This is a genomic window from Bartonella sp. TS82HLJMH (genome assembly GCF_042193495.1).
Taxonomy (GTDB): domain Bacteria; phylum Pseudomonadota; class Alphaproteobacteria; order Rhizobiales; family Rhizobiaceae; genus Bartonella; species Bartonella grahamii.
In genome coordinates this window covers 1-526 of sequence record NZ_JBHILU010000114.1, presented here as the reverse complement: position 1 = coordinate 526, position 526 = coordinate 1, and the positions used below count along the sequence as shown (strand labels likewise).

1 protein-coding gene is annotated in these 526 nt (G+C 31.9%); it reads right to left on the bottom strand.

Annotation, left to right across the window (positions count from 1 at the left end; genetic code table 11):
- Nucleotides 1–193: 193 nt before the first annotated feature.
- The coding region (locus ACFIKO_RS09545) for an XRE family transcriptional regulator (RefSeq protein ID WP_375673942.1) at nucleotides 194–526 on the bottom strand (333 nt) is incomplete at its 5' end.

Genomic DNA, 526 nt, shown 5'->3' with positions numbered 1-526 from the left:
TGTTTTGCTTTCGGGATTAGCACCAAGGCGCCCGATTAACGTCACTTTATTTAGCATATTTGTAGCCCCATTAGATTAGCAATTTATACATGAAAAATCTTAGCATAATTTGCATATTTATTCAATTATTTCAAAAGGATATTATTGTTTTTTAACATATAAAATTATGTTTACGGTGTATAAAATAAGGAGATCAAGGTATTCTATTCTGCAAGCACCGTTTTTTTTCTACTTTCTCCATGAGTTCCTTGCACTTTGTCAGATCTTGTTGTGAAAGAGACTTAAACATTCTAACAAACGTGTTAGAAATTTCATGGTTAAGTGGGTCAGAAGAGTTCATTGTAAAATTCTTACGACAAATATTTGCTTCTCTTCTCAAGATAGAAGCCGTTTCTTCATCTAAAGCATATTTCTCAATGATCTTTTCTTCCATGTCAGCAGGTATAGGCTTTTTGCCAATTTCTACAGAAGATAAAAATGCTATAGATACGCCTAATTTATTAGCCATATCTAATAAACGTTCTGT